Here is a 9243-nt window from a genome sequence, read left to right as displayed (position 1 = left end):
TCGCTAAAGCCCTTGATTGTTTCGTATCTCATCTTGTCATTATATCAAAACTTTCGCAAGAGGTCTATTATTATACACTTTTTATGATTATGTTTATCTTCTGCACAATAATTATTACTATATTAATAAATGATATTCATTCTCATGAAATGCCAGTATTGGTTTTGTTATTTTATAGCATTCTATTTTTACACAACTAATATTAATTTTCATTATCAAACAAACAAACTATGATATAATCGGGTGCATAAAATTGTCAGGACGTTATTATGTCATTATCTCATGAGTATAAAATTGCAGTCATTGGTTTGGGTTACGTGGGGTTGCCTTTAGCGGTAGAGTTTGGTAAAAAAATGCCAACAGTTGGTTTTGATATCAGTCAAAAACGCGTAGCAGAGTTAAATCAAGGTCAAGATCATACTTTGGAAGTGACGTCTGAAGAATTAAAGCTTGCTACACAGTTGCAATATACAACTGATTTAAATGTATTAAAAGCCAGCAACTTCTTTATTGTCACTGTACCAACGCCGATTGATGAAGTAAATCGCCCAGATTTAACCCCATTACAAAAAGCCAGTGAAACAGTGGGTAAAGTACTCAAGAAAGGCGATATTGTGGTGTATGAGTCTACAGTTTACCCAGGTGCAACAGAAGAAGTTTGTATTCCGATCTTGGAAAAAGTCTCTGGGTTGAAATTTAATCAAGATTTTTTTGCAGGTTATAGCCCAGAGCGTATTAACCCAGGTGATAAAGTCAATACTTTAACCAAAATCAAAAAAATCACCAGTGGTAGCACACCTGAGATTGCCGATAGAGTTGATGCAGTTTACGCTAGCATCATTACGGCAGGAACATTTAAAGCCAGCAGTATTAAAGTCGCTGAAGCGGCAAAAGTCATTGAAAATACTCAACGTGATTTAAATATCGCATTGGTGAATGAGCTATCAATTATCTTTGAACGTGTGGGTATTGACACTTTAGATGTGTTAGAAGCGGCAGGTAGTAAGTGGAATTTCTTGCCATTCCGTCCCGGTTTGGTTGGTGGTCACTGTATTGGCGTGGATCCATACTATTTAACCCATAAAGCAGAAGAAGTCGGTTATCATCCACAAGTGATTTTGGCAGGTCGTCGTATTAACGACAATATGGCACTTTATACTGCACAAAATACCATCAAATTAATGCTGCAAAATGGCATTGATGTACCGCGTGCCAAAGTCGGTATCTTGGGTGTGACGTTCAAAGAAAATTGCCCTGACATTCGTAACAGTAAAATCGCTGATATGATTGCTGAATTCCAAGGCTGGGGCGTTGAAGTTGTTGTAGCAGACCCATGGGCGGATGCAGCAGAAGTACAAGCAGAATATGGTATCAAATTGGCTGAAGTCAATGAAACTAACCCGGTCGATGCTTTGGTCGTGGCAGTGGGGCACAATGAGTTCCGTGCTTTATCTGCAGAGCAGCTCAAATCTTATGTGCGTAGTGAAAAACCAGTCATTACTGATGTAAAAAGTTTATTTAACCGTGAAGCATTGCAGCAACAAGGCTTTACCGTATTCCGTCTATAATTTTGGAGTGTAATAATGAAAAATTTTGCTTTGATTGGTGCTGCAGGTTATATCGCACCACGCCACCTTAAGGCGATTAAGGAAACGGGAAACAATTTGTCTGTTGCAATGGATATTAACGATTCGGTTGGTATTATGGACAGCCATTTTCCAGATGCTGAGTTTTTTACTGAGTTTGAAGAATTTGAAGCCTTTGTTGAAGACCAAAAAATGCAAGGGAATAAATTGGATTATGTGGCGATTTGTTCACCTAATTATTTGCATGCACCACATATGAAATATGCTCTAAAAAATGGCATTGATGTGATTTGTGAAAAACCATTGGTATTAAGCTCTGCTGATTTAGACTTATTATCACAATACGAAAAACAATATGGTGCAAAAGTAAACTCGATTTTACAGTTGCGTTTGCATCCATCTATTATCGCTTTGCGTGACAAAGTGCAAGCAGCACCAGCGGGCAAAGTCTTTGATGTGGATTTAACTTATTTAACTTCACGCGGTAAATGGTATCTTAAATCATGGAAAGGCGTGGACAATAAATCTGGTGGTGTAGCAACCAATATTGGTGTGCATTTCTATGATATGTTGCATTTTATCTTTGGCAAAATCGTCAAAAATGAAGTGCATTACCGTGATGAGCAAACCGCAAGTGGTTATTTAGAGTATGAGCGTGCGCGTGTACGTTGGTTCTTGTCGATTGATGCCAATAATTTACCAGACAATGCGGTACAAGGCGAAAAACTGACTTATCGTAGTATCACTATTGAAAATGAAGAATTAGAGTTTTCAGGTGGTTTTACTGATTTGCATACGCAAAGCTATCAACGCGTCTTGGCAGGTCAAGGCTATGGCATAGAAGAAAACCGTGTGGCAATTGAAACTGTTGAGCATATTCGTGATGCGGCGATTGTAGAAAATCCAAGCAATCCGCATCCATTATTGGCAAAGGTAAAAAAAACATGAGTTTTTATCAACATGAAACTGCCATCGTAGATGCTGGTGCTGAAATTGGTGAAGGTTCACGAGTTTGGCATTTTGTGCATGTCTGTGGCGGTGCGAAAATTGGTAAAGGTGTATCGCTTGGACAAAACGTTTTTGTAGGCAATAAAGTCACCATCGGTGATGCCTGCAAAATCCAAAATAACGTTTCGGTTTATGATAATGTGCACTTGGAAGAAGGTGTATTTTGTGGTCCGAGTATGGTGTTTACCAATGTCTATAATCCACGTTCATTGATTGAACGTAAAGACCAATACCGTGATACTTTGGTGAAAAAAGGCGCGACATTGGGAGCAAACTGTACCATTGTTTGTGGTGTAACCATTGGTGAATATGCCTTTGTCGGTGCAGGTGCGGTGGTGAATAAAGATGTTCCAGCCTATGCCTTGATGGTCGGTGTACCAGCGAAACAAATTGGTTGGATGAGTGAGTTTGGTGAGCAGTTGGATTTGCCATTGTCTGGTCAAGCGCAAGTGGCTTGTCCACATACGCAAGCAATTTACACGTTAGATGGTCAAGTCTTAACAAAATCTTAAGAGATAGGCGATGGAATTTATCGATTTAAAAGCCCAACAAGCACGCATTAAAACTGAAATTGATGCAGGTATTCAACGTGTGCTACAACATGGTCAATATATTCTTGGCCCTGAAGTAACTGAGCTAGAAGAAAAACTTGCCCAGTATGTTGGTGCAAAATATTGTATCACTTGTGCCAATGGTACTGATGCGTTGCAAATTGCACAAATGGCACTCGGTATCGGCGTGGGTGATGAGGTGATTACCCCCGGTTTTACTTATATTGCTACTGCTGAAACTGTAGCTTTATTGGGTGCAAAGCCCGTGTATGTTGATGTACATCCAAAAACCTATAATATTGATATAGAAAAGCTAGAAGCTGCGATTACGCCAAAAACCAAGGCGATTATCCCTGTAAGTTTGTATGGTCAATGTGCGGATTTTGATGCCATCAATGCCATTGCAGCAAAGTATAATTTGCCAGTAATTGAAGATGCAGCACAAAGCTTTAGTGCGACGTATAAAGGGCGTAAAAGCTGTAATTTATCGACCATTGCCTGTACTAGCTTTTTCCCAAGCAAACCACTAGGTTGTTATGGTGATGGTGGGGCGATTTTCACCAATGACGATGAATTGGCTAAAGTGATTCGCCAAATTGCTCGACATGGTCAAGATCGTCGTTATCATCATATTCGTGTTGGGGTAAATAGTCGCTTGGATACTTTGCAAGCTGCGATTTTATTGCCAAAATTAGCGATTTTAGATGATGAAATTGCTGCACGCCAAAAAGTGGCAGAAACCTATAACCAATTGTTTAATGAAGCGGGTATTCTTACTACGCCATTTGTAGAAGAACATAATCAATCGGCTTGGGCACAATATACCATCCAAGTGGAAAATCGTGCGGATGTGCAAGAGCAACTCAAAGCGCAAGGCATTCCGACTGCGGTACATTATCCTATTCCTTTAAATAAGCAACCTGCGGTGGCGGATAGTGCTGTGTCTTTGCCTGTGGGTGATGCAATTGCGGAACAAGTCATGAGCTTGCCGATGCATCCTTATATGCAACAGCAAGAAATTCAACACGTTGTTGATGCGATTGTCCAGTTAAACAAATGATAAGTTAATCTGATTAGCACATTGGAGCTAAAAAATGAATGTCCCTTTTATTGATTTAAAACGTTTTGAAAATGGCTTTTTGGATACTTGGAATAGCAAAATTGCAAGCATGTCAGAAAAAGCGCAATTTATTGGTGGCGAAGAAGTTAGCCGTTTAGAGCAAGGCTTGGTAGATTATACCCAAGTACAATATGCGGTATCGTGTGCCAATGGTACAGATGCTTTGCAATTGGCATTGCGTGCGATGGGCGTGGGTGCTGGTGATGATGTACTGGTTCCTGATATGACCTTTTGGGCGACTTTTGAAGCGGTCGTTAATGTGAGTGCTACACCGCATACTGTAGATTGTGATCCAGTAGATGGTGGTGTGGATATTGCTGCATTTAAACAAGCTGTAGAAACCATCAAGCCTAAAACTGCGATTATTGCACATTTGTATGGTTGGGCAACAAGTCATCTACAAGAGATTCGTGATTTTTGTAAAGCTCAAAATGTGATGTTGCTAGAAGATGGCGCACAGTGTTTTGGTGCGAAGTTTAATGGTGATTCCATTTATAAAGATGCTTATATCTCAACAACATCATTCTATCCTGCAAAAGTATTGGGTGCAGCGGGTGATGCAGGTGCGGTATTTACCAATGATCAAGCTTTGGCTGACAAAGTCCGTCAATTGTCAAATCATGGTCGTGAACAGCATTATGGCTATGCATCTGTGGGTTGGAACTCGCGTTTGGACTCTTTCCAAGCTGCTTTCTTAAACTTAAGCTTACCGCATTTGGATGCCCGTATTGCTTCTCGTGTCAAAAGCGTAGAATATTATCATCAACATATCAAAAATGAAAAAGTGAAAGTTATGCCTGCACCGACTGGTTTTGCAGAAAATGGCTATTGCAATGTGTGTATCGTTGAAGATAAAGCATTCAAAGAAGCGTTACAAGCTCATTTAAAAGAAAAAGGTATTGCTTTTGGTAATATTTATCCATCACCTTTATCACATCAAGTGGGTGCGAAAGGCAGTATTGGACAGCACTTTGGCCAAGGTCAGACGTTGGGGTACTGTGATGCGGTATTAAATTTACCATTATTCCCATATATGACTGATGCTGAATTGCAATATGTGGTTGATACTGTAAATAATTTTACAGCTTAATCGTTTTGAGATAGGATAATTTCAAATGACAAATAATGTATATATCCACCCAACAGCCAATGTATCACCAGATAGCCAAATTGGTGCGGATACCAAGATTTGGATCAATGTGCAAATTCGCGAGAAAACATCAATCGGTGAAAGATGCATCATTTCCAAAGATGTTTATATTGATCATGGTGTAAAAATTGGTAATGGTGTAAAAATTCAAAACTCAGTGTCAGTCTATGCTGGTGTTGAGATTGAAAATGACGTATTCGTTGGCCCGAATGTCTCTTTTACCAATGATAAAGTGCCGCGTGCATTTAATACAGAGTGGAAAATTACCCCGACACTGGTCAAAGATGGGGCTAGTCTTGGTGCAAATTCTACTATTGTGTGTGGTGTGACCATCGGTGAGTATGCCATGGTTGCGGCAGGTTCGGTCGTTACCAAAGATGTTGCACCTTATACTTTGGTGATGGGTAATCCTGCACGTGCGGTTGGTAAAGTGGATAAAGAAGGCAATCGTATCGCCGAATAAATCCAGCCATGAGCTTTAAAAAGAAAATGGTCACTTCGGTGGCCGTACAATCAATAGGACCAATAATGCAATTATTGGTGCCTATTTTTATTGTGTCAACAAGAGGGGTCGCAGATCAAGGTTTATATGCGATTTCTAAAAATCACTTTGACTTGATTCTAGCGCTTTTGGTACTAGGTTTACCACAGGGCATTTTGGTTGCACAAGGTAATGCGAAAACGCGTGTTGATACGCCTTTGGTATTTTGGCATACACTGACTTACGTGCTTTTTGCTTCTCCAGCGATTTTAGCAATTGCTTATTACACACAACCTAAACTTATAGAATATAGCTTGTATGCTGTCTTTGTATTGATAGGTGTGATGGCGATTGCTTGTCGAGATATTTGGCGTGGTACTTATATTGAGCATAATGATGCCGGTCTGTATGCGATATATAGTATTATCCCCTCTGCGGTATTGGGCTTGACAGCAGTCGTTAGTTTTAGTGTGTTTGCTGATACGACCACCGCATTGACCGTACTGTATGCAGTAGGTGGTATTACAGCATTGTTGGTATCACTGGCGATTTATCGAGAGAAAATGCCGACACGGCTCAAAGTGGATTGGCGCATTTTTAAACCGATTCTTACTAATAGTTTCGACGGATTCATTCAAACTGTCGTAGTGTTGGCGCAGGCCTATTTATTTTATTATATCATTCAAAAGAGCGCCCCTAACGCCAGTGAATTAACAGGCATTTTAAGTATTGGCTTTCTTATCGTACAAGGTTTGATGACACCAATGCAAATGGTGGCACCATTAATTATTCGACGCTGGATGCCATTAGCTACCGACGAAATTATCACACATTTCAAAATCTTGAACCGTATTTTTTATGGCTTATTGCTTTTGAGTAGTTTAGCTTGTGTGTTATTATTGAAAATGAGTACGGTGGGCTGGTTTGAAGATGCCCGAATTCAACAGGCGCTACAAGCTGCATTACTACTGCCATTAATTCCAGCAGCATTCCTGTTACGTATTGAAGCTTTGGTCTGTGCAGTGAGATTCAATTTAAAGCCAAATGTGGCTGTGGCCGTGGTAAAAACGATGATTTCAGTATTGATATTTTTATTACTGAATAGTTGTTTTGGAGCGGTAACGTTACTAAATGCTGCGATCGCTTTAGTAGTAGGTGAATATGTAGCAATTTTTGTTGGAATGCTACTTATTCGAAAGTTATTCCATATTCCGCTTATAGCGTTTTTTAGAGTGTAAGGAAGTACAATTATGTCTATTCGTACAGCAGTTGTCGGTGTTGGTTCAATGGGTAATAATCATGCCCGTATTCTATCGGATTTAGCAGGTGTAGACCTGCAATGTATTGTTGATACTAATGCTGAACTTGGCGAAAAAATGGCAAAAAAATATGGTACTAACCATGTTTTTAGTATCGAAGAAGCAGTAAAAAAATATGATGTCAAAAATATTGTGATTGCAACACCGACCAGTACGCATTTTACTTTGGCACAACAGGCTTTGGCTTTGGGTTGTAATATTTTCTTAGAAAAGCCAGCATTTAAGACAGTAGAAGAAGGTGAAGCTTTTGTAAAATTGGTCGAAGAATATAATAATCGATCAGTGATTATGGTTGGACACATCGAGCGTTTCAACCCAGCGGTAAATCAACTTAAGGAACTAATTCTTGCTGGTGAATTGGGTGAGATTTATCAAATTGATATTCGTCGTCAAGGTCCATTTCCAACACGTATTGCTGATGTAGGTGTGGTACTGGATTTGTGTGTACATGATCTAGATATTTTGCGTTATTTGACCGATAGCGAAATCAAACGTATGGCTGTTGAAGCATCGCAAAACTTGCATACCTCACATGAAGATATGATTGTTGCGATTTTGCGTTTGAGCAATGGTACGCAAGCCACTTTGAATATCAACTGGCTGACTCCAACCAAAAACCGTGATATTTTTGTGATTTGTTCTAAGGGTCTATATCAAGTCAATCTGTTAACACAAGATTTATACTTCTATGAAAACTCTGCCAATGTAACCAATCATTGGGAAAACATTACTCTATTGCGTGGTGTGACAGAAGGCAAAATGACTAAGTTCTTGACACCTAAAAAAGAGCCGCTACGTTTGGAGCACGAATGTTTCCTAGAGACTTGTAAAACTGGCGAATATCCGCATAACTTTGTTAGCTTAAAGGATGGTATTGAGGCAGTTCGTTTGGCAGAGCAAATGCTAGAGACCATGCAAAAATGAAAATCTTGCATGTTAACAATATCGCAGATGTAGGAAATACTTTAGTACATATCCAAAAGCGTCATGGTATAGATGCAAGTTTAATTTCTGTGATGCCACCGGCATTAGGCAATAGTTTGCTCAAAAAAATCATGACCATCCCTTTGCGATTAAAGTTAGCATGGCAAGCACGTCAAAAAATCAAGCAAATTAAACCAGATTGGGTACATATTCATTATATTACTTCAGCAATCTGGTTTTTGGGTTGCGGTGCCAAATTGGCATTGCATGCCCATGGTACGGATATTCGCCATGCCAAAAACAGCTTGATTAAACGAATATTATTAAAACTAGTGATTGCTCGTGCGGATTTATTATTGTATGCGACGCCAGATTTGCAGTCACATGTCGAATATTTTAGTTCGCAAGCAGAGTATCTACCAAACCCGATTGATACCAATAATTATTATAGTGATGTCGCAAAGCCGAATTTGCCCCAGCTTAAGGTATTATGGTTAGCCATGCCGTCGGCAATTAAGGGCATTGATACAGTATTGCCTGCAATTGATCAATTGAGCCAACGCTATCCGTCTGTCCGATTTAGTGTACTCAAAAATGCCCAATCCGTTCAGTATTATCAACAGCATACACAATCCGCACAAATTCAGCTGATTGAACCTGTGGCACAGCATCAAGTTAAAGGCTTGATTGAAGCACATGATGTGATTATTGGGCAAACTTTTTTGGGTGCTTTGGGTATGTCCGAATTACAAGCCATGAGCTGTCAACGTATTGTATTATGTAATAATCTCTATGGTGCAAATTTCGCATATGCAGCTGAGTTTTTTAACTGTGCGACAACAGAACAGTTATGTAATAATTTCTCAGCATTTTTGACACGCTCGGAGCCAGAACTGCAACAGCGTGCACAAGCAGCTCGGCAGTGGGTAGCTACACATCATTCACATGATGCTGTACATCAAATATTATACAAGGCGATCACGAACTTTGGTTAAAAAACACTAAATCTTTAATGAGTTTTAGATTTAACTAGGGCGTGTTGACAATTAACGCAAATTGATTATTGTTGCAGCCAGATAGATATTAGCAGCAAAAGATTCATCG

At 39.6% G+C, this 9243-nt stretch carries 9 protein-coding genes; all 9 read left to right on the top strand.

Features of this window, described 5'->3' with window-relative positions; genetic code table 11:
• Positions 1 to 269 precede the first annotated feature (269 nt).
• Entirely contained in the window at positions 270 to 1568 is a 1299-nt protein-coding gene (tviB, locus tag ACEYX7_RS09780; RefSeq protein ID WP_374802423.1) for a Vi polysaccharide biosynthesis UDP-N-acetylglucosamine C-6 dehydrogenase TviB, read from the top strand.
• A 15-nt stretch (positions 1569 to 1583) separates the two neighbouring features.
• On the top strand, positions 1584 to 2534 hold the full coding sequence (locus tag ACEYX7_RS09775) for a Gfo/Idh/MocA family protein (RefSeq protein WP_374802421.1): 951 nt from the start codon (positions 1584 to 1586) through the stop codon (positions 2532 to 2534).
• Positions 2531 to 3106: a UDP-2-acetamido-3-amino-2,3-dideoxy-D-glucuronate N-acetyltransferase gene (gene wbpD / locus ACEYX7_RS09770; RefSeq protein WP_374802419.1), complete on the top strand. Its 576-nt coding sequence runs from the start codon at positions 2531 to 2533 to the stop codon at positions 3104 to 3106. The genes ACEYX7_RS09775 and wbpD overlap by 4 nt, the downstream gene beginning before the upstream one ends.
• 10 nt (positions 3107 to 3116) lie before the next feature.
• Positions 3117 to 4205: a DegT/DnrJ/EryC1/StrS family aminotransferase gene (locus tag ACEYX7_RS09765; protein ID WP_374802417.1), complete on the top strand. Its 1089-nt coding sequence runs from the start codon at positions 3117 to 3119 to the stop codon at positions 4203 to 4205.
• A 34-nt stretch (positions 4206 to 4239) separates the two neighbouring features.
• A complete protein-coding gene (locus tag ACEYX7_RS09760; RefSeq protein WP_374802415.1) occupies positions 4240 to 5355 on the top strand; it encodes a DegT/DnrJ/EryC1/StrS family aminotransferase in 1116 nt (371 codons plus the stop codon).
• Positions 5356 to 5380: 25 nt separating this feature from the next.
• Positions 5381 to 5878, top strand: coding sequence for an acyltransferase (locus tag ACEYX7_RS09755; protein ID WP_374802413.1), 498 nt, complete (start codon positions 5381 to 5383; stop codon positions 5876 to 5878).
• 65 nt (positions 5879 to 5943) lie between these two features.
• Positions 5944 to 7134, top strand: a complete 1191-nt coding sequence (locus ACEYX7_RS09750; RefSeq protein ID WP_374802412.1) for a hypothetical protein — start codon at positions 5944 to 5946, stop codon at positions 7132 to 7134.
• A gap of 12 nt (positions 7135 to 7146) precedes the next feature.
• Complete coding sequence (locus tag ACEYX7_RS09745; protein WP_374900499.1) at positions 7147 to 8139, top strand: Gfo/Idh/MocA family oxidoreductase; 993 nt, start codon at positions 7147 to 7149, stop codon at positions 8137 to 8139.
• On the top strand, positions 8136 to 9134 hold the full coding sequence (locus tag ACEYX7_RS09740; RefSeq protein WP_374900498.1) for a glycosyltransferase family 4 protein: 999 nt from the start codon (positions 8136 to 8138) through the stop codon (positions 9132 to 9134). Before ACEYX7_RS09745 ends, ACEYX7_RS09740 begins: the two co-directional genes overlap by 4 nt.
• Positions 9135 to 9243 lie beyond the last annotated feature (109 nt).

The sequence above is a fragment of the Hubeiibacter jixunmingi genome, assembly GCF_041928215.1.
Classification (GTDB): Bacteria; Pseudomonadota; Gammaproteobacteria; order Pseudomonadales; family Moraxellaceae; genus Acinetobacter.
This window is presented reverse-complemented; position numbering and strand designations above follow the sequence as displayed.